23 protein-coding genes and 1 pseudogene are annotated in these 25,954 nt (G+C 53.7%); 3 read left to right on the top strand and 21 right to left on the bottom strand.

Annotated features, from left to right (window positions below; translation table 11 throughout):
- Positions 1-26: 26 nt before the first annotated feature.
- The 5 genes from metH to DQG13_RS10255 form a co-directional block, all read right to left on the bottom strand.
- A complete protein-coding gene (gene metH, locus DQG13_RS10275) occupies positions 27-3,473 on the bottom strand; it encodes a methionine synthase (protein WP_113019662.1) in 3,447 nt (1,148 codons plus the stop codon).
- Positions 3,474-3,598: 125 nt separating this feature from the next.
- Positions 3,599-4,396, bottom strand: coding sequence for an HAD family hydrolase (locus DQG13_RS10270; protein ID WP_113019661.1), 798 nt, complete (start codon positions 4,394-4,396; stop codon positions 3,599-3,601).
- 37 nt (positions 4,397-4,433) lie between these two features.
- Entirely contained in the window at positions 4,434-4,955 is a 522-nt protein-coding gene (locus tag DQG13_RS10265; protein ID WP_146767137.1) for a hypothetical protein, read from the bottom strand.
- A 44-nt stretch (positions 4,956-4,999) separates the two neighbouring features.
- Positions 5,000-5,185 carry a DUF896 domain-containing protein gene (locus tag DQG13_RS10260; RefSeq protein WP_113019659.1) on the bottom strand — a complete coding sequence of 62 codons (186 nt, stop codon included), beginning with the start codon at positions 5,183-5,185 and terminating at the stop codon, positions 5,000-5,002.
- A gap of 205 nt (positions 5,186-5,390) precedes the next feature.
- A complete protein-coding gene (locus DQG13_RS10255) occupies positions 5,391-5,750 on the bottom strand; it encodes a LysM peptidoglycan-binding domain-containing protein (RefSeq protein ID WP_113019658.1) in 360 nt (119 codons plus the stop codon).
- A 170-nt stretch (positions 5,751-5,920) separates the two neighbouring features.
- On the opposite strand from DQG13_RS10255, the gene lexA reads away from it, so the two are divergent.
- Positions 5,921-6,541: a transcriptional repressor LexA gene (gene lexA, locus DQG13_RS10250; RefSeq protein ID WP_113019657.1), complete on the top strand. Its 621-nt coding sequence runs from the start codon at positions 5,921-5,923 to the stop codon at positions 6,539-6,541.
- A gap of 51 nt (positions 6,542-6,592) precedes the next feature.
- Here lexA and DQG13_RS10245 read toward each other — a convergent pair whose 3' ends face one another.
- The 12 genes and pseudogenes from DQG13_RS10245 to DQG13_RS10190 all read right to left on the bottom strand — a co-directional run bounded on the left by DQG13_RS10245 (position 6,593) and on the right by DQG13_RS10190 (position 19,262).
- Positions 6,593-7,189: a LysE family translocator gene (locus tag DQG13_RS10245; protein WP_113019656.1), complete on the bottom strand. Its 597-nt coding sequence runs from the start codon at positions 7,187-7,189 to the stop codon at positions 6,593-6,595.
- 2 nt (positions 7,190-7,191) lie between these two features.
- Positions 7,192-7,623, bottom strand: coding sequence for an Lrp/AsnC family transcriptional regulator (locus DQG13_RS10240; RefSeq protein ID WP_113019655.1), 432 nt, complete (start codon positions 7,621-7,623; stop codon positions 7,192-7,194).
- A gap of 263 nt (positions 7,624-7,886) precedes the next feature.
- The gene (locus DQG13_RS10235) at positions 7,887-8,513 is read right to left on the bottom strand and encodes a response regulator (protein WP_113019654.1); all 627 of its coding nucleotides are present in this window, start codon (positions 8,511-8,513) and stop codon (positions 7,887-7,889) included.
- Positions 8,514-8,819: 306 nt separating this feature from the next.
- Positions 8,820-10,028: an MFS transporter gene (locus DQG13_RS10230; protein ID WP_113019653.1), complete on the bottom strand. Its 1,209-nt coding sequence runs from the start codon at positions 10,026-10,028 to the stop codon at positions 8,820-8,822.
- Between the two features lie 64 nt (positions 10,029-10,092).
- Entirely contained in the window at positions 10,093-10,686 is a 594-nt protein-coding gene (locus DQG13_RS10225) for a TetR/AcrR family transcriptional regulator (protein ID WP_113019652.1), read from the bottom strand.
- Between the two features lie 103 nt (positions 10,687-10,789).
- A pseudogene (gene abc-f / locus DQG13_RS10220) lies at positions 10,790-12,252 on the bottom strand (ribosomal protection-like ABC-F family protein).
- A 1,056-nt stretch (positions 12,253-13,308) separates the two neighbouring features.
- Positions 13,309-14,643 (bottom strand): type I glutamate--ammonia ligase, encoded by a 1,335-nt coding sequence (gene glnA / locus DQG13_RS10215; RefSeq protein WP_113019651.1) that lies wholly within the window; start codon positions 14,641-14,643, stop codon positions 13,309-13,311.
- Positions 14,644-14,679: 36 nt separating this feature from the next.
- A complete protein-coding gene (locus DQG13_RS10210; RefSeq protein WP_113019650.1) occupies positions 14,680-15,087 on the bottom strand; it encodes a MerR family transcriptional regulator in 408 nt (135 codons plus the stop codon).
- Positions 15,088-15,173: 86 nt separating this feature from the next.
- A complete protein-coding gene (locus DQG13_RS10205; RefSeq protein ID WP_113019649.1) occupies positions 15,174-16,433 on the bottom strand; it encodes a methionine gamma-lyase family protein in 1,260 nt (419 codons plus the stop codon).
- Positions 16,430-17,755, bottom strand: coding sequence for a GTPase HflX (gene hflX, locus DQG13_RS10200; protein WP_113019648.1), 1,326 nt, complete (start codon positions 17,753-17,755; stop codon positions 16,430-16,432). The genes DQG13_RS10205 and hflX overlap by 4 nt, the downstream gene beginning before the upstream one ends.
- A gap of 77 nt (positions 17,756-17,832) precedes the next feature.
- Positions 17,833-18,810: an AAA family ATPase gene (locus tag DQG13_RS10195; RefSeq protein WP_113019647.1), complete on the bottom strand. Its 978-nt coding sequence runs from the start codon at positions 18,808-18,810 to the stop codon at positions 17,833-17,835.
- Positions 18,811-19,061: 251 nt separating this feature from the next.
- Positions 19,062-19,262, bottom strand: a complete 201-nt coding sequence (locus DQG13_RS10190) for a cold-shock protein (RefSeq protein ID WP_113019646.1) — start codon at positions 19,260-19,262, stop codon at positions 19,062-19,064.
- Positions 19,263-19,545: 283 nt separating this feature from the next.
- On the opposite strand from DQG13_RS10190, the gene DQG13_RS10185 reads away from it, so the two are divergent.
- The gene (locus tag DQG13_RS10185) at positions 19,546-20,421 is read left to right on the top strand and encodes an SDR family oxidoreductase (protein ID WP_113019645.1); all 876 of its coding nucleotides are present in this window, start codon (positions 19,546-19,548) and stop codon (positions 20,419-20,421) included.
- Positions 20,422-20,533: 112 nt separating this feature from the next.
- Here the strand turns inward: DQG13_RS10185 and DQG13_RS10180 are convergent, their stop codons facing one another.
- Genes DQG13_RS10180 through DQG13_RS10170 form a run of 3 tightly spaced genes read right to left on the bottom strand, consistent with a single transcriptional unit; the run spans position 20,534 to position 22,532 of the window.
- Positions 20,534-21,199: an alpha/beta hydrolase gene (locus tag DQG13_RS10180; protein WP_113019644.1), complete on the bottom strand. Its 666-nt coding sequence runs from the start codon at positions 21,197-21,199 to the stop codon at positions 20,534-20,536.
- A 39-nt stretch (positions 21,200-21,238) separates the two neighbouring features.
- Complete coding sequence (locus tag DQG13_RS10175; RefSeq protein ID WP_113019643.1) at positions 21,239-21,778, bottom strand: ribonuclease FAU-1 family protein; 540 nt, start codon at positions 21,776-21,778, stop codon at positions 21,239-21,241.
- Positions 21,779-21,824: 46 nt separating this feature from the next.
- Positions 21,825-22,532, bottom strand: coding sequence for a peptidylprolyl isomerase (locus DQG13_RS10170; protein WP_258525610.1), 708 nt, complete (start codon positions 22,530-22,532; stop codon positions 21,825-21,827).
- A 210-nt stretch (positions 22,533-22,742) separates the two neighbouring features.
- On the opposite strand from DQG13_RS10170, the gene DQG13_RS10165 reads away from it, so the two are divergent.
- Positions 22,743-23,096, top strand: coding sequence for a hypothetical protein (locus DQG13_RS10165; RefSeq protein ID WP_113019642.1), 354 nt, complete (start codon positions 22,743-22,745; stop codon positions 23,094-23,096).
- 335 nt (positions 23,097-23,431) lie between these two features.
- Here DQG13_RS10165 and DQG13_RS10160 read toward each other — a convergent pair whose 3' ends face one another.
- Complete coding sequence (locus DQG13_RS10160) at positions 23,432-25,945, bottom strand: transglycosylase domain-containing protein (protein WP_258525609.1); 2,514 nt, start codon at positions 25,943-25,945, stop codon at positions 23,432-23,434.
- Positions 25,946-25,954: the final 9 nt, after the last annotated feature.

The following is a 25,954-nucleotide window of genomic DNA, read 5'->3' as shown; positions in this document are numbered from 1 at the left end:
TCCGTTTCTCGTTTCCTTTTGAATGACTAACGCTGCACTTTTTCCACATTGAAATATTGCGCCTGGGGATGGGAGAACACCATGGCCGTCACGGAAGCTTCCGGGTCCATCATGCAGCCCTCCGTCAGCTCCACGCCGATGTCCCCAGGGTTCATCAGCCGGAACAGCTGCTCCTGGTCCTCCAGATTGGGGCAGGCCGGATAGCCGAAGGACACCCGAATCCCTTGGTAACGAGCGCCGAAGCGCTGCTTCATGGTCATATCCGCCGGGTCGGGATAACCCCACACATCCCGCATCATCTGGTGAATCCGCTCGGCGAAGGCCTCCGCCAGCTCCAGCGCAGTGGCCTGCAGGGCGTGAGAGCGCAGATAATCCCCGCTCTCCTTCCATTGCTCCGCCAGTTCCCGGACTCCCCGCCCGGTGGTGACCACCAGGAAACCTACCGTATCCATCACACCGCTTTCCACCGGCTTGAGGTAATCGGCCAGGCACAGATAAGGCTCCGCTTCCTGTCTGGGAAAATGGAATCTTTCCAATATTTTCCCCGCATCCGCAGGATCATATACAATAACCGTATCGCCATCCGACTGGGCCGGGAAAAACCGGTACATCCCCTGCGCCCGGATAATGCCGCTCCGGACCGCCTCCTGGAGAATGCCATCCACTACTTCCTTGATCTCCAGCGCTTTGGGGTCGCTGTTTTTGAGCGCCTCCTCCACGGAGCCGCGGATGCCCAAATGCCGGCCAAGCAGCATCTCGAAGTTGATATACGGCAGCAAATGGGAGATGGGATAATCCCGCAGCACATGCCGTTCCAGATCGGGCGGAATATAAGCGGGAAGCTCCCTGTTGATGGAAGTATTCCGCACACGAACAGCCTGGGGCAGCTCCTGTCCGCTTTTTTCGGCCTCTGCCAGTTGGGATTCCTTGGCCCTTCGCAGCTCCTCTGCCAGAATCGCCCGTTCCGCGGAATCGCTCAATTTATTGGCAATATCCAGCCCGTCCATGGCATCCTTGGCATACAGCACCAGTCCGTCATATTCCGGGGCAATCCGGGTTTTGGTAAACTTCCGGGTCAGGGCGGCCCCTCCCACAATAATCGGCACATCAATGCCGGCGGTACGCAGATCTTGCGCCGTGGTCACCATCTGCTGGGCGGATTTCACCAAGAGCCCGGAGAGGCCGATTACATCGGGCTTTTCCTTACGGTATGCCTGAATCAGCTGCTCCGGCGGCACCTTGATGCCCAGATTTATAATCTGGTAGCCGTTGTTGGAGAGGATGATTTCCACCAGGTTTTTGCCGATGTCATGCACGTCTCCCTTGACAGTGGCGAGAATAATTTTGCCTTTGACGGCAGATTCATTCTTTTCCATAAAAGGCTCCAGATACGTAACAGAGGCCTTCATCACCTCCGCACTCTGCAGCACCTCGGCGACAATCAGTTCATTGTTGTTGAACAGCCGTCCGACCTCCTCCATGCCCGCCATCAAAGGACCGTTGATAATTTCAAGCGGACTGTAGGTCTGCATGGCCGCATCCAGGTCCGGATGCAACCCTTCCTTGGTGCCCTCCACCACGTAAGCGGCCAGGCGTTCCTCCACCGTCATATTGGAGGTTTTTACGGTTTTCTCTACCTTTTTCTCGCGGAAATAGGCCACGAACGCTGCCAGGGTTTCATCGTTGGTGTTAAAAATCAGGTCCTCCGTCAGCTTGCGCTCTTCCTCGGGAATGGACGGATAACGCTGCAGGCGCTGGGTGTTGACAATGGCGAAATCCAGCCCCGCTTTGGTGCAATGATACAAATAAACGGAGTTCAGTACCTCGCGTCCTGCCGGGGGAAGGGCAAAGGAAACATTGCTGACTCCCATGATGGTTTTCGTTTCGGGAAAAGCGGTTTTGATCTTCCGCACCGTTTCGATGGTTTCACTGGCCGAACCCAGATACTGGGCATCGCCTGTTCCCACCGGGAAAACCATAGGATCGAAAATAATATCCTCCGGAGCAATGCCGTATTTTCCCGTCAAAAGCTCATAGCCCCGTTTGGCTACCTGGAACCGCTTCTCGCTGGACACAGCCTGCCCATCCTCATCAATGCACATAAATACAAGCGCAGCGCCGTACCGGTGAACAAGGGGAACGATCTTTTCAATCCGCTCCTCCCCCTCTTCCAGGTTGACGGAGTTGATGATGGCTTTGCCCTGGGTATATTTCAGCGCTATCTCCACTGCCGCGGCATTGGTGGTGTCAATAACCACAGGAGCCTTAACCTTCTTCACCAGCTCCTGCATAAACTGCTCCACATCCGCCACTTCATCCCGCTCGGCATCCTGAAGGCTGACATCCACCACGTGAGCGCCGCCCTTCACCTGGGCCCGGGCGATCTCCGCCGCCTCCTCGAACTTGCCTTCGGCGATCAGCCGTTTGAATTTGGGAGAGCCCAGAACATTGGTTCTTTCCCCCACCATATAGGGTCGGTTTTCGTGTTCAATATAAACGGTGTCGATACCGGATACTGCCGAAGGATGGGAGCCGGCCTGAGAGCGGGGCGCATAACCGGACAGCGTCTCTGCCATAGCCCGGATATGTGCAGGCGTCGTTCCGCAGCAGCCGCCGGCAATATTGAGCCACCCCTGCTCGGCAAATCCGGCCATCTTCCGAGCCAGAGTGTCAGGAGTTTCGTGGTATTGTCCATTTTCGTCGGGAAGCCCCGCATTGGGATAACAGCTCACGGAGCAGGAAGCGATCTGGGACAGCGTCCGGATATGATCCCGCATAAACTCCGGGCCGGTAGCGCAATTCAAGCCAATGGAGACGGGCTTCAGATGCTCCAGGGAAATATAGAAGGATTCGATGGTTTGCCCGGCCAAGGTGGTGCCCATGGGTTCGATGGTGCCGGAGATCATAATGGGCAGACGGACGCCCAGATCCTCCATAGCTCGCCGGACGCCGATGCTGCCCGCTTTAACGTTCAGTGTATCCTGGGAGGTTTCCAAAAGAAGCGCGTCTACTCCGCCTTCAATCAAAGCCAGCGCCTGCTCATAGTAGCTATCCGTTAGCTGGTCAAAGGTAACGCCTCCGGTAACCGACAGGGTTTTGGTGGTTGGCCCCAAAGCTCCCGCCACATAACGGGGCTGCTCCGGCGTGGTATATTTCTTCGCAGACTGAACGGCAAGCCTGGCTGCCGCCAGATTCAGCTCACGCGCTTTTGCCTCCAGCCCGTATTCAGCCAATACCACAGAGGTGGAGCCGAAGCTGTTGGTTTCAATGATATCCGCCCCGGCTTCAAAATAAGCATCATGAATGTTCGAGATCACATCCGGGCGGGTGATGCAGAGATACTCGTTGCACCCCTCCAGATCCTCCCCGCCAAAATCCGCAGCAGTCAGATCCTCCTGTTGAATCATCGTGCCCATGGCGCCGTCCAAAATCATAATCTTTTTCTGTAACTGCTCTTCAAGCGTTGGTTTCATATTCAAGAGTCATCCCTTTCTCTGCTGCGAAGCTTGGGTCAATCCGGTATCCTTGCCAAAAAGACAGATGTGGTCAAAAACGCCTGACTCCCCAGGGGCAGCCGGCGTTTTAGGAGGAAAGCTTATTAAAGTAAGGATTGGATCAGGGCAATTAATTCTTCCAGATTGGCCACTTCGTGGGTGGGCACAATCTCATCCGTGCGGGTGATGCCATGGCGGTTGATCCACACATTAGGCATCCCCACCCGTCCGGAGCCCAGAATATCCGTGGTCAGCTTGTCGCCAACCATCAGGCCCTCGGCAGGTTCAATCTCCAACAGCCGAGCCGCATGCCGAAAAATGGATTCTGCCGGTTTGCCTTCCCCGAACACGCCGGAGATGACAATATGGTCGAAGTAGCTTTCCAGGTTGGCAACGCCGGCGATTTTCTCCCGCTGCAGATCAGGCGCTCCGTTGGTCAAAAGCAGCAGCTTGACCTTTCCCTTCAGGCCATCCAGCAGCCGGAAGGTTTCTTCGTAAACCAAAGGCCGCTTTCTGCGCTCCACGGGGAAACGTTCCGCCAGCTCCTTGCCCAGCTCAGGGTCATCAATGCCGACCCCCTGCAAACCCTTGGTCCAGGCCTCGATCCGGTAAGCCGGGGATTGCTGCTCCAGCTTGCGGAACATTTCATGCTCCCCTTCGGAAAAATGGGCCCAGAAGGCCTCGAAAGGGTTGATGCCGATCATTTTGGTGAACGGAAAGGTTTCATAGCTTTCATACAAAACGCGGGCTTCCTGGCGTACAGAGGCTTCCAGCTCCGCAGGCTGGATGGCGGGATACTTCTGCGAAGCGGCCAAGCATGTGGCTAAAAAAGCTTCGCTGACACTCCGGTCATCCCAAAGGAGCGTATCATCCAAATCGAACAAAACAGCTTTCAATGCCAATGTCTCTCTTCCTTCCGAATTAAGGTTACTAGGGTTGTTAGGTTTCGTCCTTGAAGGGAACTCTCTCCCGGACGGCGAATTCACGCAGCTTGGCGTTCAGCTCGTCCATGGGGAAACGGTGCTGAAGCTTGGTGTAGATATATTTTTTCTTTACGTTCTTCACTTGAATGATGATATGCCCCTTGTTCATGGTAAGCTCTTCGATGCTGTCGGAGCCGATTCGCTTATCCCCTGCAAACCGGCGAAGAGTGATATAGTTTTTGCCGATGCTGATTACCGGTCTGCGGACCAGATAGATCAGAACCCCCAGCAGAACATAGCTTAAGCCCGTGAACCAATATAAGGCGTTCATCGGAACACCGTTTACCGCCGAGGTAATGAGATAGAACAGACCGAATACCGCCAGCAGGCTGGCAAACATCCAGCTGCGCCCTTTGATAACAACATCTGCATCCTTTTTGCGGCTGGTTTCTTCAATTGTAGCCATTCCGCTTTTCTTGCGCGAACGGTTTACCGTTCTTTGATTCTTGACGACCATACGTTCCCATTTACGCGACACGTTGACGACCCCTTCTATTAGTAAGGATGAAAATCGGTCAATCCCTAAGCCTTTCCGTTGTCTTCATCGCCGATATATTTGATATGCTTCAGCTGATCCTTCATGGATGCCTTAAAGGAATCAATATATTTGCGGCGAAGCTCATTGCGTTCTTCCAATTCTTCATCCGTAAGTCCGGAGGTTTTGGCCTTGCGGGCCAGTTCATTGATCCTCTGGATGAGTTCTTCCATCTCTGCTCCTCCTGTTGACTTCTGTTTGAACCGCTTCCCGAGTTGCTTCGATAAGAAGCTTATTTTACTTTGCCATTCCACCGAAAGATTGTCAAGGGCCATGCAAAAAAGACAAAGAAACCTTCCCCGGGAGGTGGGAATAAACCCGTCTCCTCCGATTGAAAAGGTCTCTGCGGCACGGTGTATGGTCCAACGATGCATTCCATTAAGGAAGAACAAGAATTTGTCCGGCCCGGATGTCGGCGTTCTTAAGGCCGTTCTCCTTTTTGATTTTGTTCATATACGAACGTACGCTCTCTCCCTCCGGCAAATGGGCAGCAGCGATCTCCCATAAGGTATCCCCGGGGCATACATCAACCGTATAAACGGTCTTGACAGGCTGCTTGTAGGCAACGGGCTGCACAGCAACGGAAGCTGCCACATAGCTGGTATAGCTCTGAGAAGCGGCCGCCTCTTCCGGATCATTCCCTGCATAAGCGTGCAATATGGCAACAGACAGAAGGGAAGCAACAACCCCAGCCATCATAATCAATCGTCTCATCAGTCGGTTCGGATTCATCTTCATTCCGGATCACTCCCAAACATTTGTTCTGGAATGAGCATATCACGAACAAACGTTTGTGTCAACGAAAAAACAAACAAACGTTCGCAAAAATAACATTCGAACTTATGTTTGTGCGAACTCCGGTTCTGTGTTATAATTTTAATAATTATTTCCATACTGGAGTGATCAGAATGAGCAGGATTTCCAATCGGCAGCAAGCGATCCTCGAATTTATCAAAAATGAAGTCCGCGATAAAGGCTATCCCCCCTCCGTCCGCGAGATTGGAGAAGCCGTGGGATTGGCATCCAGCTCCACTGTGCACGGTCATCTGGAGCGCCTGGAGAAGAAAGGCATGATTCGCCGCGACCCCACCAAGCCCAGAGCCATCGAGATTCTGGGAGGCGAAGAAGGTTTGGAGATGTTCTCCCACTCCATCAAGCAGGTGCCGCTGGTAGGCAAGGTAACGGCAGGCGTTCCCATTACGGCTACGGAGAATATTGAAGGATATTTCCCGCTTCCCGCCCACATGGTGCATGATGATCAGGTCTTTATGCTGAGCGTCATGGGCGAGAGCATGATCGACGCCGGCATCCGCGACGGGGATTATGTCATCGTCAGGCAGCAGGCCAATGCCCACAACGGAGAAATTGTGGTGGCTATGACGGAAGAGGACGAAGCCACCGTCAAGCGCTTCTACAAGGAGAAGGATCATATCCGGCTGCAGCCCGAGAATCCGTCCATGGAGCCAATCCGTTTGAAGAATGTCACCATTTTAGGCAAGGTAATCGGACTATTCCGGGATATCCATTAACCACATCACAAGAAAGCCGGCATTCTTTTTACCGAATGGCCGGCTTTGAGTTTACAGCTGAAGAACTCCCCAGATGCCGAAGAAGATGATTATTGCTCCGGAAACCCGGTACATAACCTCCCTCCTGCCCTGATCCAGCTTGGTCCGCAGCCAGCCTGCGAAGAGGCTGAGGAAGCACCACCACAAGCCGGAACCCAGCCCTACTCCAAGCACATAATCCAGCCCCCAGCCGCCGCTCAGATCGGACTGAATGGCTGCATAAGCTCCTGCGTAGGCAATCCATGTCCCGGGGTTGGTCAATGTCAGCAGCAGAATGGACAAGGCCCCCTCCCCCTTCAGATCCGCCGCCTCTCCTGCCGCATCCGCCGCGGCTTTCCAAGCTCTGATTCCTATGCCCACAAGATAAGCGCCGCCTGCAAGCTTCAACAACCAGGCCAACGGGCCGGCCTGCAGCAGAATGGCGGCGATACCGGCGCTGACTGCGGCTGCACAGATCATATCGGCCAGAGCTACCCCCAAGCCGGAGGCCAATCCTTTTTTCAGTCCCAGCTTCAAGGTACGCTGGAGCACCATCATGCCGATTGGCCCAATAGGCGCAGCCACCGATGCTCCCAGAAATACGCTTTTTACGAACAAGGCGCTGAACATGGCTACAGCTCCTTTATCGTGGACAATGCGATCATGGTATTGGTTTTGATGACTCCGGGAATTTGTTTAAGCCGCAAGGAAATCAGTTCCTCCAATTGCTTCGTGCTTCCTGTTGCCGTTTTGAGCAAATAATCGAATTCCCCGGCGAGATGATGGCATTCCAGAACCGCCTCCTCCTCCTGGACTGCGGCTTGAAACGCCGGAATATGCTCCGGCCGTTCAAGAGTGATAAAAATAAACGCCAAAAGCCCCAGCCCCATATACTCCCTGTTCAGCTTTACTGTGAATCCGTCTATACAGCCGCCGGCTTCCAGCTTGCGAATCCGCTCCGACACGGCAGGCAAAGACAGATGAATCTGCTTGCTGATTTCCGAATGGCTCATCCGCCCGTCAGCTCGCAACAGCCGGATAATGTCACGGTCAATCGTATCCATTAGCTCCCACTCCTTTTTATTTGGACTCATATTACTCAACCTATCTCGCCGTTCAACGGGAACGTTTATGAAGTGAATTGTAAACAATACCGTAGTTTTTTTAAATAGTTTTGAAAATTACCGAATAAAATAAGGCCTTTCCTTAATATAGCTTGCATTTATATTCTTCTAATCCCCGTTCGTTTGCCCCGACTTTAAAAAATAAACAGCAAAAAGCCCCCGCCATTCTTAAATGGAAGAGGCTTTTGGGTGTATGATTCCATCTAAACGCTGTAATACTTGGACCTCACGAAGGTCTCAATCGCCTGAACCCGGTTGCGGACACCCATCTTTTCATAAATTCTCCGCTGGTAATTGTCAACGGACCGTTTGCTCATATGAATCTGGTCGGCAATTTGCTCCTGGGTGTATCCCTTCATAATCATATTCATAATCGCCGCCTCTTCCGTGTTCAATTCCACCTCAACTGTGGGAAGGGGCTGTCTGCTGAGCAGCTGCAAGCCGCTTTGGGGAATGACGACATTCCCGGCCAGCACACAATAAATAATATGCTTAATCGTTTCCTGCTTCATTCCTTTGGAGATCACTCCGCTGGCGTGAATCTCAAGGAATTTAGGGAGCAATGGCTCTGTCTCCATCCCGGTGAAGATCACAATTTTGATATCCGGGTACTTCTTCTTCAAAAGCTCGCAAACGTCCGTGCCCGCCATATCGGGAAGCAAATAGTCCAGCAGCACCAGATCCGGATTCAGCTCCCCGACTACATTCATACACTCCTGGCCGGTAGACGAGATTCCGATGACCTGAATATCCTCCAATTGCTCCAGCATAACCTTGGTTGCCTGAGCCATCAGGGGGTGATCATCCACGATTAAAATGGAATACGACATTATTTTCCCCCCATTCAATTGGAATGCAATCAAAATGCAATTTATTTATGCATTGACTTTGCATATCGTTTACACACCCTGCAGTAAATATATCACGAAAAGGACAAAAATGGGAGTGCCAATTTTATATATTTTGTCGCTTTTTGCCGCATAAAAGGACAACTAAACAAGCCTCGAAGGGTTTTATCATACCAAATCCGAAAGCCGGGGCGCAATTGAATAAAAAGGAAGCTCATGACGCCCAGCAAAAAAGAAAAAGCGTTTCCGCGGCGGAATACGCTTTTTCTTCGGTACATAGTCGGGTATTTATGCTTTTACGACAGTTTGCCGCAGCTCGCGCCGGCTTACGCGCAGAGACAATCCAAAGCATAAGAGCAGCACGACACAAGCCAGGCTATAGGGATAATTAATGTTCAAATCGAACAGGAATCCGGCCACGATTGGCCCGGCAATATTGCCAAGACTGGTAAAGGCCGAATTCAACCCGGCCACATAACCCTGCTGGTCCTTGGCAAGCATGGACATTTGTGTGCCGATGGCCGGGCGCAGAATGTCAATGGCGAGAAATACAATAAAGGTTACGGCGAAAATCATCCAGAACTTATGGACAAATAATGTCAGCAGAATAAATACTCCGGCAAAAAGGAGACAAACGGAAATCACCCGTTTTTCCCCAAAACGCTTCAAAATCCAACTGAAGGCTGTGGCTTGAACCACCGCTCCGCTTATGGACCCAAAGGTGATAATAAACGCGATATCCTTGGGCTCAAAACCGAATTTATGATCCACAAACAGGCCGAAAACCGTCTCAAAGTTCGCCAGTCCAAAGGAAAGCACAAACACAATGATCAGGCTCAAAAAGTACGGCTCCCGGTAGGAATACCTCAATTGGGTCAAAAGACTGCCCCGTTCCTTGCCTGCCGGCGCCGCCGTGTCCGCCGCCTTGCGCTCCGGCAGAGATTCCCGAAGCACCAGCAGCGTGATGCAGGCGGCAACAAGGCCGGCTACCGCCGCTGAATAAAACGGCACCCGGATACCAAACTCGGCGATATATCCGCCAATCCCCGGCCCAATAATAAAGCCTGTCGTAATCGAAGCATTAATGTAGCCCATACCAGCTGCCCGCTCCTCGGTGGTGGTCACATCCGCCGCGTAAGCCATTACGGCAGGCATGATCATCGCAGCGCTGATTCCGCCGAGCATCCGGGAAACAAACAGCAGCGCCGTAGCGCTGGCCATTCCGAACAAAGCCTCCGAGAACGCAAACAGCACCATTCCGGTGACAATCATCTTCTTTCTTCCCCATTGATCGGACAACCGTCCGGCCAAAGGCGAAAATAACAGCTGGGTCAGCGAAAAGGCTGCAACCAAAAGACCGATGGTGCTGCCCGTGATCCCCAGGTTCTCCATGTATTTGGGCATAATCGGGATAACCAATCCGATTCCGGTAAATACCAGAAACAGATTCAGCATCAGGATCAGGATGGCTCCCCGTTTTTTCAACATAATCGACATACGTTTTTTCCTCCAAGATGTCTTCAAAATACTGAATATTCATTCTAGATCATGGCAAAAAAATTTAAACGGCAGCAACGCCGCGCAAAAACACATCAACAGCCAAGCGGTACGTATCCATTGTTTCTTGACGGCTCATATTCCGGGAATGCTGGCTCAAACCCAAAAACAGACTGTCCAGAATGACAGCCAAACCATTGATATTGAAGTTTTGCAATTCCCCGTTATCGATTCCTTGCTGCAGCAGTTGCCGGTTAAAGGTCAGATAACCCTGGACAATTTCGCCAATATGCTCTTCCACTTCCGTAGGTTTTTCGGTATTGTTATAAAATTCATCCACCGCTTTGGTCAAAGGATGATTCAGCTGATCCAAGGCCAGATGCTCCGCCAGACCGTAGATTTTTTCAATTACCGTCGGAAAGGATTGCTCCTTGGCCAGCCAAGTTTCGTCCCATTCCCGGTTCCATTCATCAATCAAATAGAGGAACAGGCCCTCCTTACTCTTAAAATGGTAATAAATATTGCCGGCGCTGCAAGCGGTAGCCTTGACAATATCTTCGATGGACGTGGCTTTGTAGCCCTTCTGGATAAACAAGGCTCTGGACGCATCGGCGATTTTCTTTTTCGTCTGCTCGGTTTGCAGCTTCTTTTTGTTCACGTACGGCCTCACCTCGTTTGCAGAATAATACTGAACGGATATTCAGTATTATAAGGGATAGATCAAAAGAGTGCAAGCCGACAAATTGCCGGCTCGCACATCTTTATTTCAAGCGAATCATCTTTTGGTCGGCGATCTCATATACAAGGTCAGATACCGCCTCAATCAAACGGACATCATGGGAAATAAAAACCAGTGTGCCCGCATATTGCTTCATAAACCGTTCAAGCGCTTCTGTTGCCTGCAGATCCAAGAAGTTGCCGGGTTCATCCAGCAGCAGGATATTGTATTTGCCCAAGAGGAGTTTGGCAAGCTGGAGCTTCATCATTTCCCCGCCGCTTAATACAGCCGTATCTTTACGGATGTCCTCCTGGGTAAATCCCATGGACGCCAGGACAGCACGGATTTCCCGCACCTCATAATCGCAATTATCCTGCATGAAGGACATCAATGGCTGATTGCCGATGATCTTATAACCCGTCTGGGCAAAATAGCCGATTTCCGCTTTCGGCGAAACAGTGATGCCCTCTTCCCGGTTCACAATCATTTGGAAGAGTGTGCTTTTGCCTGCACCGTTCCCTCCTGTTACGGCAATTTTGGCTCCACGGGAAATTGAAAGGAAACCTCCTCGAAAAGAAGCTTATCTCCCAGCATCTTGCGGATATTTTGTCCAACAATGGGAAAAGGATGGTGCAGCTTTAATGCTTCACTTAATCTGAACGTGACGGAGCGGATGGCTTCCGGCGGCTTAACCTCACCGAGGGATTCTAAGCGGTGCTCCATGTTTTTGGCTGCATGATGGAGCTTCTTCTGTTTGCTCCCTGTAGTTTTTTGATGGGCCAAACAACCGCCGTTTTCCGTGTTGTTTTTCCGCGGCGATCCTTTTGCCTTTTGGTCCAGCTTCCTCGCCTGATTTTTCTTTTCCGTCAAAGCATGTTCCAACCGTTCCCGCTCATGGGTGAATTGCTTGTAGCGGATATCCTGATTGCGCCGCTCCTCTTCCTTTTGGGCCAGATAATCGGAGTAGCCGCCCCAATATTCGGTGATGCGCCCTTCATCCAGCTCCCAGATCTTATCGACAACCCGGTCGAGAAAATATCGGTCATGACTGACAATCAGCAGCGCCCCCTTGAAATACTGAAGCTGCTTCGCGAGTATTTCTATCCCCTCCCGGTCCAAATGGCTGGTTGGTTCATCGGCAAAAATGCCATGTGTTTCCGTCGACAAAGCCCGGGCGATTTTCAAACGGGTTTCCTCTCCGCCGCTGAGATGTCCCTCCGCTGTCCGGTCAAGCCCAAGCCTGCCCATAAGCGCATAATCCTGCTGCTCCGGCTTTGCCGCTTGATCCAGCTGAGGAAGATAGGCAAACTGTCCTCTGCGTTCAATTTTGCCGGACTGCAAACCGATCTGCCCCAGCAAAACCTGCAGCAATGTACTTTTTCCGGCTCCGTTTGCTCCCACAAGCCCGATACGGTCATGCTCATAAATCTCCAGATCATGAATATCCAGCACCGTACATCCTTTGTGCTCCACATATATGTCATTCGCTTTTATCAATTGTTCCATGTTTAGCTCCTCCTTCAAAAATCGCAGATTTTGGGACCGCAGGTTTTCCTGCGATTTGTGAAGAGAGGATTATATAAAGAAATACCAATGCATCGTCCGCATTCTTATTCTGAACCTCCTGACTGTTGAAAATAAAAAAACCACAGACTCTATGCCTGTGGTTGGTGAGGAACGGAAATAACCCTATGGTAATAGGGGGATGAACACAGCAGCCAGCCGCATATATTGACCGTTGTCCGGCAGGCGGGCTCTCTTCACATGGACAGACTGATCCCGTTCACTCTGTTGCACAAACAGAGGCTTTGAACATATTCAATTACTTGTTCAAAGCTTGGAAACGCAGTCTGATAAATACCATGTTTTGATCCTCCTTAATAATCGTAAAAGCAAATATATTATAGCCTGTTCCGAATGAGAAGTAAACAGGAGCAGTTGGGGAGCATTCATTTTTTATGGCTTTGGAAACCGCGGATCAAAGAAAAGTGCTGCTGAATAAAAATCAGTTAACGCTCAAATAGTATTTATCGGATGTGCTAGGCCGTGTTTGCAAACCCGCCCTAGTTGATCCTGGCGTATTATCATTCTCAATCCCCGCCAGCTACATAAGCCAGCCGAGGAGAGTTGTTTACCAGAGAAAATGTTTAATTGCCTTATCACCGCTTCTTCGGTATTCTCCCTATTACCTTCCCTGTATGTGAATCGATAATTTCTATGTATAGGCCCTTGAAGGTTCTGTTCAAGATGAATAGTTCCTTGGTTGCTTCCTCAAGGGTTAATGGGCCTACCAGCCGTATGTTGCCATGACAAATAAAGCAGTATGACGACATTTCTTCCACCTCGTATTGGGGGTACTATATATACCTAGCACAGAAAGGTGGAATATCCTGTATCTTCATTGATTATTTTGTCTGTTAGGCATTACTTTATCCGTTTCTTCTCTCAAGCCGGTTCCGCAGCTCCGGTATAAATAAAATAGCCCCCGCTTAACAGCAGGAGCTATCCATTCGTGATTTATGATTTGAAAATTAACACCGCGCTGTTACGCGCTTTTCCCTATCAATAATGCGTCACGTACTGATCCCGTTCCCACTGGTGAATCTGGGTCCGGTACATGTCCCATTCGATTTCCTTCAGCTCGTAGAAATAAGCGGTGGCGTGCTCGCCCAGGGCATTGACGATAATGTCGTCGCGGATCATCTCGCCCAACGCTTCCTTGAGATCCATCGGCAGGCTGGGAATACCCTGCTCTTCCCGCTCTTCGTCGGTCATGACGTAGATGTTCCGGTCCACCGGCGCCGGCAGGGTGGTCTTGTGGCGGATGCCGTCCAGACCTGCAGCCAGCATTACGGCAAGCGCCAGATACGGATTGGCGGCCGGATCGGGATTGCGAACCTCGACGCGGGTGCTTAAGCCGCGGGAGGCGGGAATGCGGATCATCGGGCTGCGGTTGCTGGCGGACCAGGCCACATAGCAGGGCGCTTCATACCCGGGCACCAACCGCTTGTACGAGTTGACAATGGGGTTGGTAATGGCGGCCATTCCCTTGGCATGCTTCAGAATGCCGGCCATATAATAGCGGGCGTCAACGCTCAGGCCCAGCTTGTCCTTTTCGTCATAGAAGGCATTCTCGGAGCCCTTGAACAGGGATTGGTGGCAGTGCATGCCGGAGCCGTTCACCCCAAAAAGAGGCTTGGGCATAAAGGTGGCGTGCAGGCCATGCTGGCGGGCGACCGTCTTCACCACCAGCTTGAAGGTCTGAATCTGGTCAGCCGCCTTCAGCGCATCGGCATATTTGAAGTCAATCTCATGCTGGCCCGGAGCTACCTCATGGTGGGAGGCTTCGATCTCAAAGCCCATCTCCTCCAAAGTCAGCACGATCTCGCGGCGGCAATTCTCACCCAGGTCCACGGGAGCCAGGTCGAAGTAACCGCCCTGATCATTCAGCTCGGTTGTGGGGTAGCCCTTCTCGTCGGTCTTAAACAGGAAGAATTCCGGCTCCGGCCCCACATTCATGGCGGTGTAGCCCATTTCCTCCGCTTCCTTCAGCATCCGCTTGAGAATGCCCCGGGGATCTCCGGGGAACGGACGGCCATCCGGAAGATAGATATCGCAGATCAAGCGCGCAATGCGGTCTTCGGCGACCCACGGGAATACCACCCAGGTGTTCAGATCCGGATACAAATACATGTCGGATTCCTCAATCCGCACATACCCTTCAATGGACGAGCCGTCGAACATCATCTTGTTGTCAAGCGCTTTCTCAAGCTGGCTTAAGGGGATTTCCACATTCTTGATGGCGCCCAAAAGATCGGTGAACTGCAGCCGGATAAACCGGACATTCTGTTCCTTGGCAATGCGAAGAATGTCTTCTTTTGTGTAATTGGAGTGCACTTGGGTTCTCCTCCCTTATGTACAATATGGCCTGAATCAGTGATAAAAGCGGGACAGCTCCCCTTGGATCAGGGATACCTGGCCGGGACGTTTGCCGGTCATGAGCTGCTGCTTAAGCATCTTGTGAAGCTGGGAGTCCGTCAGTTCCTTGCGCTTGACTTCCGTTTGCTCATTCAATACGGTGGCCTCATCGGAGGTTTGATCCACAGGCAACAGAACCTGCTTGATGCCGGCAATGTTGACACCCTTCTCAATCAAATCCTTGATCTGCAGGAGACGTTCCACATCATTAAAGGAATACAGCCGTTGGTTGCCGCCGGTACGGGCAGGCATCACCAGCTCATGCTGCTCGTAATAACGGATTTGGCGAGCGGTTAAATCCGTCAGTTTCATTACAATACCAATAGGAAAAAGCGCCATATTCCTGCGGATGTCATCACTCATTCCTTATCACCCCTGTGACACTTTATGTTATAAGTGTACCTCTATAACAAGAAGTTGTCAAGCTGTGTTAGATTTAATTACAACGACTAATCCAAGGAAAGCAAGCCCTTTTCCACCATGTTCTGCAGCGCCCACAGCACGCCCAGCTTGGCATGGGAATAGGTGAGCCCGCCCTGCATATAGGCGATATATGGCTCGCGGATAGGCGCATCCGCCGACAGCTCCAGGCTCCCCCCCTGGATGAAGGTTCCCGCCGCCATAATCACCGGGTGCTCATAGCCGGGCATGTCCCAAGGCTCCGGCACCACATGGGCATCCACCGCCGAAGCCTTTTGAATCCCCTGCACAAAGGCAATCAGATGATCGGCTCCGGTAAACCGGATGGCCTGGATCAGGTCCGTGCGGGTATCCTGCCAGCGGGGATGGGTATCGAAGCCCAGATCCTCAAAAACCGCCGAAGCGAACACGCTGCCCTTAATAGCTTGTCCCGTTGTATGGGGAGCCAGGAACAGCCCTTGGTACATGCCGCGCAGTGTTCCCAGAGTTGCGCCCACCTCGCCGCCGATGCCCGGCGCCGTTAAACGGAAGGCCGCCTTCTCCACCAGTTCGGCCCGCCCGACGATATATCCGCCGCCTGACGCTACTCCGCCGCCGGGATTTTTGATCAGGGAGCCGGCCATGATATCCACGCCCGCTTGGGTGGGCTCCAGCCGTTCGGTGAATTCGCCGTAGCAGTTGTCCACGAACACGATGACGCCGGGATACAGGCTTTTTACGAAGCGCACCATGTCCCCGATCTCCTCCACGGTGAAGGAGGGCCGCCAATCATAACCCCGGGACCGCTGAATCCCCACCATGGTGGTGCGGGAGCTGAGTCTCTCCCGGATGGCATCCCAATCGGGCTTGCCGGCCGCAGTCAAGGCCACCTCGCCGTAGCGGATGCCGTAATCCTGCAGAGAGCCTGTCCCGTCGCCGGGTTTGCCAATCACCTTATGCAGCGTGTCGTAAGGCCGCCCGGTTATGTATAACAGCTCGTCTCCCGGACGGAGACAGCCGAACAGGGCGGTGGAGATGGTATGGGTCCCGGACACAAAATGGGGCCGGACCAAACCGGCCTCCGCCCCAAAAATATCCGCATACACCAGATCCAGCACCTCCCGGCCGCGGTCATTATATCCGTAGCCGGTGGAGCCTGCAAAATGGAAGTCGCTTACCTGATGCTTCTGGAAGGCGGCAATCACCTTCCACTGATTCTCGTCAATCAGACTGTCAATTTCCTTCAGCTTTGCTTCTGCCTTAATTTCTGCCTGTTGTGCGGCTTTTATGATCGTCTCTCTGAAATTCATCTGCCGATTTGCTCTCCCTTGTCCATGTCCCCTGTATTCACTTCGCATCCGGCCAGCAAATAGCCGAGCTTCTCATAATCCTGCGCATTCACATCTACGGAGATCACCATATCCTCTCCGTCCACCGCCGTATCCACTACCGTTCCCAGCCGGTACGCCAGGGAAATCTTGTCCCCCTGCACCGCCGGAATTCGGAAGGAATGAAGCCCGCCGGCCATTTTATCCTGAATCAGCAGCTTAAGGCGCTCCAGGTCCTCCTGATTATAGGCGGACAGCCGGATAAAATCCCCCTCTGCCGGTGTCAGCAGCTCCACCTGTCCCGGCGGACAAAGATCCACCTTGTTGAAGACGGTGATCATGTCCTTGCCCCGGGCGCCCAGCTCCTCCAGAACCTCCAGCACCACCTTCATCTGCTCCTCGCGCATATCAATGGCGCTGTCCACCACGTGGAGGATCAGATCGGCCTCGTTGGCCTCCTCCAGGGTGGCCCGGAAGGCCGCCACCAGATCATGGGGCAGATTCTGGATAAAGCCGACGGTATCGGTAATCACCACTTCCTTGCCGTTGGGCAGCTCCAGCGTCCGGGAGGTCGGGTCCAGAGTGGCAAACAGCTGATTTTCCACCAGCACATCAGCGGCGGTCAGCTGCCGCAGGAGAGTGGACTTGCCCGCATTGGTATAGCCCACCAGCGCCACCTGAAAAACGCCGGACTTGCGCCTGCGCTCCCGGTGCAGTTTACGGTGCTTGGTAACCTCCTCCAGCTGGCGCTTCAGCTCCCCGATCCGGTTGCGGATATGCCGCCGGTCCGTCTCCAGCTTGGTTTCGCCGGGTCCCCGGGTGCCGATGCCGCCGCCCAGCCGGGACAAATTCTTGCCGTGTCCCACCAGCCGCGGCAGCAGATAGCTGTGCTGGGCCAGCTCCACCTGCAGGATGCCCTCGCGGGTTTTGGCCCGTCCGGCGAAAATATCCAGAATCAGCTGGGTCCGGTCAATGATCTTCACATCCAGCGCTTCCTCCAGGTTCCGCACTTGAATGCCGGACAGCTCCTGGTCGAAAATCGCCGTTTGCGCATCCAGCTCCCGGAGTCTCCCCTTCAGCTCCTCCACCTTGCCCTTGCCAATGAGCCACTTGGCATCCGCCTGATCCCGGTTCTGCTTCATGGTCTCCACGACCGTAACCCCTGCCGTCTCCGCCAGGCGGACCAGCTCCGAGAGCGAATATTCCGCCAATTGGGGGTTGGCGTCCCGTTCCTTCAATACCAGACTGACCAGAACGGCCCGTTCCCCGGTCTGCTGCGCAACTTCCTGCGATGTAGGTTTCATCTATTGCATCGACTCCTTTTGCATTTTCATTCAAGGGGCTGCCCCAAAAGTACCCGAAATTGGCCTCGAAGCAGCCGTCACTTTTGGGGGATTGTTTTGTCCCATTTCAAGTCCTCCGGGCGGATGGTCATCAGCTCCGACCGGGACGGCGCGCCCTGATTCTGCTGGAGAATCCGCACCGCCTGGTAACGCATGGCTTTTTCGATGGTGTTGCGGACATAGCGGGCATTGCTGAACCCGTCCTCCTGCCGCAGCTTCTCGGACACCAGATGCTGGCGCAGCTTCATCTCCGTCTGGGGCAAAAGCGCATACTGGCGCTCCTTCACCATCAGCTCGGCGATCTGCATCAGCTGGTCCACGGAATAATCGGCGAAATCCACCTGAATGGGGAAACGCGACGGCAGACCCGGATTTGTCTTCAGGAAGAACTCCATCTCCTCCTGATAGCCTGCCAGAATCAGCACAAACTGATTCTTGTAATCCTCCATGGCCTTCACCAGCGTGTCGATGGCCTCCTTGCCGAAGTCCTTCTCCCCGCCTCTGGCCAGACTGTACGCCTCATCAATAAACAGAATGCCGCCTAAAGCCTTTTTAATCAATTCCCTGGTTTTTAAAGCGGTATGCCCAATATATTCCCCCACCAGGTCCGCCCGCTCCACTTCGATCAGATGGCCTTTGGAGAGAATCCCCATCTCCTGAAACAGCTTGGCAATCAGCCGCGCTACCGTAGTTTTGCCGGTTCCCGGGTTGCCCTTAAACACCATATGGTACACATGGGTGTTGGCCACAAGCCCCGCCTCCGCCCGGTATTGGCCGACCTGAAGCATGGCGTACACCTCGTACACCAGCTCCTTCACATTATCCAGGCCGATCATCTGGTTCAGCTCCCGGAACACATTGGCATACGGAGTGCCGGGCTCCAGAAATTTATTGCCGAAGGGGATGCCGTTCTCCGCAGGCTGGACAGCCGGTTCATCCTTGCGGAATACCACGCTGATCTGGCGGGAGGCCCGGACGCTCTCCAAAGAATCTCCCGGAATACTGCGAACGCTCATGTCCACTCCCCCATTGTGCCGATTTCCTTATGGACAATTATATTCGCCGGGCGGATTGTCCAATGCCGCACACAGGAGAGCGGAATGGAAGACTGAGCCAGAAGGGAGCATTGCCTTTATTGTACACAATTCTTTGCCGAAAAAGAAACGGAAAGAATTCCAGAAAAAAAACACGCCGTGGACCGGATAACCCGGAGCTTCAGGCGTGTTTGTTTTTTGTGGTCATGCGCCGTTACAGCCGAAGACCTGCCTTACATTTTGCTGACATTCTCGGCTTGCGGACCGCGGTTGCCCTGCACCACTGTGAAGCTGACCTTCTGGCCCTCGTCCAGAGATTTGAAGCCTTCACCGGTAATGGCGCTGTAGTGGACGAAGACATCGCCGCCTTCGTCGGAAGTAATAAATCCGTAGCCTTTTTCCGCGTTAAACCACTTTACTGTTCCTGTTTGCATCTTGGTAACAAACCTCCATAGTTTCAATCCACGGCCATCTTGGGCCGTGTTGAAGAAAATAGCTTGCGTTGTTTAGTATAGGCGGAACAATGGAGAAATATTCTTCTTTTACGAAAATGCGCGCTTCGAAGCCTTTCGCCACTTTTGGGAATTGTTCTGTTTAGCGCCTTTGACGAAGGGGTAAAACTGTTGTGCCGCGGCCGGCCGGTTCATAAACCCTGTTTCTTTTAGGCAAACTGAAGTTGGACATGCATTCTGAAGAAGTGAAAGGAGAATGAAAATCATGGCAACCAATACTCAGACTCCCCCAAAGAAAACATTCCCGCCCCAGCATCAAAACAGGCAGCCGGGTGTGGAATCGGAGATGAATCCCCTTCCCGCTTTTGAGGACAGCAAGTACAAGGCCGCCGGCAAGCTCACAGGCAAAGCCGCCCTCATTACCGGAGGAGACAGCGGCATCGGCCGGGCCGTAGCCGTCCATTTCGCCAAGGAAGGCGCGGACGTGGTGGTGGCGTACCTGAACGAGCACCAGGACGCCGAGGAGACCAAACGCCAGGTGGAGCAGGAAGGCAGGAAATGCTTTCTGTGGAGCGGCGATCTGGGGCAGGAGAAGGTCTGTCAGGAGCTGGCGGACTTTGCCCTGAAGCAGTTGGGCAAGCTGGACATTCTGGTCAACAATGCAGCGGAGCAGCATCCCCAAACCACCCTGGAGAGCATTACCGCCGAGCAATTGGAGAAGACCTTCCGGACCAACGTCTTTGCCTTCTTCTACCTGACCAAGGCTGTAGCTCCCCATCTGCCTGCCGGCTCCTCCATCATCAACACCGCATCCATTACTGCCTACAAGGGCAGCAAGGATCTGCTGGACTACTCGGCCACCAAGGGAGCCATCGTCACCTTCACCCGCTCCCTGTCGGCGCAGCTTATCGAGAGGGGCATCCGGGTCAACGCCGTTGCCCCAGGCCCCATCTGGACGCCCTTGATCCCGTCCACCTTCGACGAGCAGAAGGTATCGGAGTTCGGCGGCACCACGCCCATGAAGCGGGCCGGACAGCCGGAGGAGCTTGCTCCAGGCTATGTTTACTTGGCCAGCGGCGATTCCTCCTATGTCACCGGCCAGGTGCTGCATATTAACGGCGGCACCATCATTAACGGTTAACCCGGCAATCCCCGCAACCAAAAACCGGATGGCCGACCTTCCGCTGCTGGAGGGTCACCATCCGGTTTTTTAGAAAATGCTGTACACTGCACATTTTCATTCGGGGACTGTTTTATGCGTCCAAAAATCCTCTTACCTTGCAAATCACATCATCCGCATCCTCCTCCAGACACAGCATGTGCCTGGAACGGGGATAATAGACCGTCTCTGCCACACAGGGCAGCCGTTTGGCCAGATAACGGGCGCTGACCGGATGCACAATGGGGTCGCGCAAACCCTGCACCACCAGCGCCGGCACCGTAACCCGGCGGATGTCGGGACGGACCCGGTGGACCAGCCGCATAAATTGCAGCACCGCCTTGGCCGGAGTCTGCTTCATCTTAAACTGAAGCACATTCCGCTCTTCGCCGCGGCTATGCCAGATATTCCGGACCATCCGCCCCGGACTTACATAAATCGCCGCGGCGCCCAAAAGCGCCAGCTTGCGGACAGGGTACCGGGCAGCCAGGTGGATGCCCAGCATCCCTCCCATGGAAAAACCCACCAGATCAAAAGCGCCGTATTCCTGCGCCAGCAGCTCCGCCTCCTGTGTGGCCGCCTCCAGCCACATGTCGCAGCACGTCTCCGCCAGGCCGGCAAGGCCCTCATCATGCCCGGGAAGCCTGGGCACCCGGCAATGCCAGCCGGATGCCTCCAGCGCCCGCGCCAGAGGCTCCACCTCATACGGCCCGCCGGTAAAGCCGTGCAGCAGCAAACATGCCCTATCCTCCTGCCTCATGACTCCGCACCCTCCTTTCACGGCGAAGGAGCGGTCCGTTTACGGACGGCCGTGAAAATAGCCCCAGTGCTTGCCGGACAGCTTCAACAGCGGAAACCGTCCCTCCCGGTACATCTCCATCACCTTATTGGCCTCGGCCCATGCCATATCGAAATCCTCGCGGGTAATGATCCCCTTCTTCAGGGCGTCCTCCAGTTCCTCCGCATCCAGCAGGAACAGCTCGCCTCCAGGGAGGATTACCACATCCAGATACAAATCGTCAAACCAGGGCACTCCCCTGTCCGTCACGCCCTGGACCTTGCAAATGTCGATGTAATACTGCACCACCTGCCCCTTGTCGTTAAACATGGAGGTCATAATATAGTGGGCGCCCTTCTGGAAATGCTGGAGCCATTCGTACCCGGCATCCGCCACGCAGTACCGCTTGCCGTCATATTCCTTCCACAGCGGGTCCCGCACCTGCTTGATCTGGTACAGCACCACATAGCCCTGAAACTCCGGCTCATGCAGCGTGCGGACCTGGAATTTCTTTTCCGTTACCCTTCTCCAATTAGCCCGGTCAGAATATTTACGTTTCACAGGCGTTATTCCCTTCAGTCTTAGTAGTCGTGCATCTCAAGCAGCTCTATTCCTCTATAATCTGAATGGAATCAATGGTAACCTTCTCCGTCGGGGTTTCCGCGGAGCCGTTCAGAGGGTTGGTTTTAACCGGCGTTTTGGCGATGTCCATCACGGTGCTGTCCATTCCTTCAATCACCTTTCCGAAGACGGTGTAATCCGGCTTGGCATTCAGGTGGCTGGCGTCCCCGGTGACAATGAAAAACTGGCTGCCATTGGTGTCCGCGCCGGAATTGGCCATGGCGACGATACCTTTGTCATACTTATACTGTGTAGGCTCATGCGCAAACTTATACCCCGGTCCCCCCGTTCCGTTTCCTTTGGGGTCGCCGGTCTGGATCATGAAGCTTTCGATAATCCGGTGGAAAACCACTCCGTCATAAAAATGCTCCTTGGCCAAAAAGACAAAGTTATTGACCGCCTTGGGCGCATCCTTGGCGAACAGCTCTACAGTAAAGCTGCCCTTGCTGGTCTTGAATTCCGCTTTATAGGTCTTGCTGGTGTCGATGGACATAGCCGGCGGCTGGGTCCAGCTTTTGGACGGACTTGGGGATGGCGAAACAGAAGGCGCGGTCGTGGGCTTGACTGTTGCCGCGGCCGATGGTGATGGAGAAGCGGCACCCGCCTCCGGTTTGGCCCCGCATCCGGACAAGAGCATCCACATGCCTGTCCATACTGCAAAACCGGCAGTCAGAAGTTTTGCCGGAATCGTCATACATTTTCCTCCTTGTACAGCAGCCTGTGTTGATCACATTTAAAAATAACATATTTTTCATGTCTTGTCACATTGGACTCCCCAGCCTCCGCAAAAGCATTAGCCGGAGCCCTTCGGCTGTACCCTGACAGGATTTTGCTTCAAAAAAGAAGGGATTTTTCGGCGGATGTGGAATACAATGCAATAGAAATCCGATAAGGAGGGATTCCCATGCCGATTCTTATTCAACAGCATACTGACAGCCACTTCTCCATTCAATCTCCCGAAGAGCTTATGACGGTATTGGCAGAATTTCTGAAGGCGCAGGATCAGGTGAAGATTTCGTTGGCTGTGATACGGGCATTGGCCCCCAGCGGCGCGGCCAAAGCATCGGGCGTAGCGTCGCCCGAGCATTGCGGTTATATTGAAGGCCAGCTTGAAAGCGCTGCCTCCCAATTGAGCAGTCTGGTGGAGAAAATAGCCGAGCAGTTCCAGCTGACCATTGAAAGCGGTTCCGAAAATGTTACCTCCTGGACCCTGTATTCCCGCGAGGAAGCCGACTATAACGACCACTTCGGCCTCTGATCCCGGAGTTTGTCCGTCAACGCTTGTGAAAAAAATTTCAATCCCGGACCCAGACCCTGGAGACGCTGGCGGAAATAAGGCAGCTGGAGCTGCCGTAATGGGCATGGCAGCGCCAAAGTGAGGCGGAGGATTATAGCGGAAACCTGCTTCCCGCTAATCCGGCCTAATCGCCAGGGCTGGCCTAATAACGGACATCCCCCTTCCTCTATTCCCAAGCCCAGGCGCAAACTGGCTTATGATGGCAGAGTGCAACTTCCTAAATGACTTAAAAAACCAGCCCAGATGGAGCTTGCTTGCTCCCCAGGGCTGGTTTTGCCGTTATAAACGAAAATAGCTTATTGTTCCCCTGCCGGGGCTTTGGACGGACTGCTAACGGCCTCCCCCTGCACTCTGCCGGCAGGTGAAGCCGACGGGCTGGGGGAAGGCTTGTTATTGCTTCCCTGGGGCTCCTTGCTCTCCTCCGGCGACGGTTTGGCCGAGCCTGAAGAGGAGGACGAAGGCGTAGGGGTCGGAGAGACCGACCCGCTGGGACGGGGAGTCCGGCCCGGGCTGCCGCTGGGTTTGATGCTTCCGCCGGGGCTTTGGCTGCTCCCCGGAGAACCGGAGGGAGACGGGCTCGCTGCCGTATCGGCGGGAATCTCCACCGCAGCGATGTTGGACTTTTCCCCGGCCTGGTTGGATTGGGTATTGTACGGCACCACATAATACTCGTAGGATTCCCCAGCCTTGATGGTGATGTCCACGAACTTGAAGGTTCCCTTCAGCTGCTCGGAAATTTGCCGGAACTCCTGCTCCTTGGACTCCTTGCGGAAAATCTGGTAAGCGCCGATGTTGTTGTCTCCGTCTCCCGTCCAGGTCAGCTCCACCTTGGGCAGCGCATCCTTCACATACTCCGCCTTCAGATTGTCCACACCCTTGGGCGGTTCTGTCAAGCTGGGCACATCCGCAGGTTTAACAAAATCCTTGGCCGCCACATTGGTCAGCGCTTTGTTCATAACCTCCTTGAACAAAGCTGCCGGATAAGAGCCGCTGGCCGGGAGCACATAATGCTTCGTATCCGTTTTGTCGAAGCCCATCCACACCGCCGCCGTCCACTCTGCGGAATACCCCACGAACCAGGCATCCCGGTTGTTCTTCTCCAGCCCCTTCAGATCCAGCTGGGTAGTGCCTGTTTTGCCGGCAACCGGACGGTTCAGCTTGGCTGCGGTGCCGGTGCCGCTGCTGACCACGCCTTTGAGCATCTCGGTCATGTAATAAGCGGTTTTGGGCGACATGACCTTGGTCTTCTCCAGCTTGACGGAAGCAACGGCGGTGCCGTCGCTGTCCACAATTTTGCGGATGGAGTGGGCCGTGTTCATCATGCCGTTGTTGGGGAAGGCGCTGTACGCCTGAGCCATGGCCAGAGGCGTTACGCCTTTGGTCAAACCGCCCAGGGCAATGGCCAGGTTATTGTCCTGGCTTTCCGTAACAATCCCCATCTTTTTGACAAAATCCCGGGCTTTGCCCACGCCGATCTCATTCAGCAGCCAAACGGCCGGGGCGTTGATGGATTTGCGCACCGCCTCCATCATCGTCACTTCACCCTGATAAATCCCGTCATAGTTGCGGGGACTGTAGTTTCCGTAGGATTTCTGCTCATCCGGCAGAAGCGTATACGGATTGTACTTGCCGCTCTGCAGCTCCATGGCCGGGGCATAGGCGATAAGCGGCTTGAAGGCGGAGCCGGGCTGCCGCTGCACCAGCGCGCGGTTCAGACCCTTGGCGGCATAATCCCGTCCGCCTGACATGGCCACAATGCCGCCGTCCTTATTGTCCACAATGACCATGCTGCCCTGCATTTTTTGCTCGGGGCCGTCCTTCTGGAAGAACTTCGGGTCCTTGAAGGCCGTCTCCACAATCCGCTGGGCATCCACATTCATGGTGGTATAGATTTTGTAGCCGCCCCGCCGGATGACCTCTTCCTCCAGATTGTATTTCTCCGCCGCCTCCTGGATGACATAATCCTTAAACGCCAGCAGCTCATCGGTTTTTTGCGGCTGCGGCACGTACTCCATGGCCTGGGCCTTGTTCTTCTCGGCTTCGGTAATATAGCCCTGGTCATACATCAGCTTCAGCACCACATTGCGGCGCTCCTTGGATTTTTCCGGGTTCCCCAGCGGAGAATAGATGGCAGGCGCCTTGGGAATGGCGGCCAAGGTGGCAATTTCCCAGGTCTCCAGCTGGTTCAGATCGGATTTGCCGAAATAATACTTGGAGGCGGCCTTAATGCCGTATGCGCCCTTGCCGAAGTAAATCCGGTTCAAGTACAGCTCCATGATTTCATCCTTATCCAGGTTTTCCTCCAGCGCCAGAGCAATGGACATTTCCGTTCCCTTGCGGAAAAAGGTTTTATCGAAGTCCAGAAACAGGTTCTTCGCCAGCTGCTGGGTAATGGTGCTGCCGCCCTCAACGACGCTGCGGGCCACAACATCCTTCACCAGCGCCCGGCCGATCGCCCAGAAGTCCACACCGGCATGCTGCTCGAACCGTTTGTCCTCTGTGGCGATAAAGGCATAGGCCACCTTCTTCGGAATTTCGCTTTTGTCCACCAGCTCCCGGTTTTCCCGGCCCAGCACCGACACCTCCTTATCGTTAACATCATAGATAATGGAGGCTTCCATCATGTCCATCTTGTCTTTATTTTCATTAAAAATCTTTTGGCCGTTGTAAATAATGACCATGTAGCCGATTAGTGCGCAAACGATGGCGATTGCCGCCGTTATGCCCATTGCGATAAACAGCTTGCCATAGGAAAAGCGGCGCTTGCCCGGTTTCTTGGTTTTTGATTTGGCGGGTTTACGGTTGGCCACCTCTTCATC

Origin of the sequence: Paenibacillus sp. YN15, assembly GCF_003285005.1 — a bacterium.
In the GTDB taxonomy this organism is placed as follows: domain Bacteria; phylum Bacillota; class Bacilli; order Paenibacillales; family NBRC-103111; genus Paenibacillus_AR.
The sequence above is the reverse complement of the archived record's forward strand: the minus strand, read 5'-3'. Positions and strand labels throughout refer to the sequence as shown.

Coding starts and splice junctions, on each gene's coding strand:
- DQG13_RS10255 (WP_113019658.1), bottom strand. CDS start 5,750: ATGAAGATGAATCCGAACCGACTGATGAGACGATTGATTATGATGGCT.
- DQG13_RS10185 (WP_113019645.1), top strand. CDS start 19,546: ATGGCAACCAATACTCAGACTCCCCCAAAGAAAACATTCCCGCCCCAG.
- DQG13_RS10165 (WP_113019642.1), top strand. CDS start 22,743: ATGCCGATTCTTATTCAACAGCATACTGACAGCCACTTCTCCATTCAA.
- DQG13_RS10260 (WP_113019659.1), bottom strand. CDS start 5,185: ATGGAAGAACTCATCCAGAGGATCAATGAACTGGCCCGCAAGGCCAAA.
- DQG13_RS10170 (WP_258525610.1), bottom strand. CDS start 22,532: ATGACGATTCCGGCAAAACTTCTGACTGCCGGTTTTGCAGTATGGACA.
- hflX (WP_113019648.1), bottom strand. CDS start 17,755: ATGAAACCTACATCGCAGGAAGTTGCGCAGCAGACCGGGGAACGGGCC.
- DQG13_RS10230 (WP_113019653.1), bottom strand. CDS start 10,028: ATGTCGATTATGTTGAAAAAACGGGGAGCCATCCTGATCCTGATGCTG.
- DQG13_RS10190 (WP_113019646.1), bottom strand. CDS start 19,262: ATGCAAACAGGAACAGTAAAGTGGTTTAACGCGGAAAAAGGCTACGGA.
- DQG13_RS10210 (WP_113019650.1), bottom strand. CDS start 15,087: ATGAGTGATGACATCCGCAGGAATATGGCGCTTTTTCCTATTGGTATT.
- DQG13_RS10205 (WP_113019649.1), bottom strand. CDS start 16,433: ATGAATTTCAGAGAGACGATCATAAAAGCCGCACAACAGGCAGAAATT.
- DQG13_RS10195 (WP_113019647.1), bottom strand. CDS start 18,810: ATGAGCGTTCGCAGTATTCCGGGAGATTCTTTGGAGAGCGTCCGGGCC.
- DQG13_RS10180 (WP_113019644.1), bottom strand. CDS start 21,199: ATGAGGCAGGAGGATAGGGCATGTTTGCTGCTGCACGGCTTTACCGGC.
- metH (WP_113019662.1), bottom strand. CDS start 3,473: ATGAAACCAACGCTTGAAGAGCAGTTACAGAAAAAGATTATGATTTTG.
- DQG13_RS10245 (WP_113019656.1), bottom strand. CDS start 7,189: ATGTTCAGCGCCTTGTTCGTAAAAAGCGTATTTCTGGGAGCATCGGTG.
- lexA (WP_113019657.1), top strand. CDS start 5,921: ATGAGCAGGATTTCCAATCGGCAGCAAGCGATCCTCGAATTTATCAAA.
- DQG13_RS10240 (WP_113019655.1), bottom strand. CDS start 7,623: ATGGATACGATTGACCGTGACATTATCCGGCTGTTGCGAGCTGACGGG.
- DQG13_RS10235 (WP_113019654.1), bottom strand. CDS start 8,513: ATGTCGTATTCCATTTTAATCGTGGATGATCACCCCCTGATGGCTCAG.